The 299-nt window shown below is 71.2% G+C and carries 1 protein-coding gene; it reads left to right on the top strand.

All coding sequences use genetic code 11. The annotated features are described in order from the left end of the window. Nucleotides 1–13: 13 nt before the first annotated feature. Nucleotides 14–299 (top strand): hypothetical protein (locus tag AB0C16_RS41170; protein WP_357691670.1); only part of this gene is annotated, 286 nt, incomplete at its 3' end.

The following is a 299-nucleotide window of genomic DNA, read 5'->3' as shown; positions in this document are numbered from 1 at the left end:
CGGCGTTCGTTCCGTGATCGTGACGACCGTGGCCCCCGTGGTGAGGGCGGCTACGGCGGCCCCCGACGTGAGGGTGGCTACGGCGGTCCCCGGCGCGACGGTGATTCCGGTGCTGATCGGGGTCCGCGTCGTGATGATGAGCGGCGCTCCTTCCGTGATCGTGACGACCGTGGCCCCCGTCGTGAGGGTGGCTACGGCGGTCCCCGGCGCGACGGTGATTCCGGTGGTGACCGGCCGCGTCGTGAGGGTGGCTACGGGGCTGGTCCGCGTCGTGATGATGACCGGCGTTCGTTCCGTGA

This window comes from Nonomuraea sp. NPDC048916 (assembly GCF_040649575.1).
In the GTDB taxonomy this organism is placed as follows: Bacteria; Actinomycetota; Actinomycetes; order Streptosporangiales; family Streptosporangiaceae; genus Nonomuraea.
Note: the sequence above shows the minus strand (reverse complement) of the source record. Positions and strands in the feature narration are given on the sequence as shown.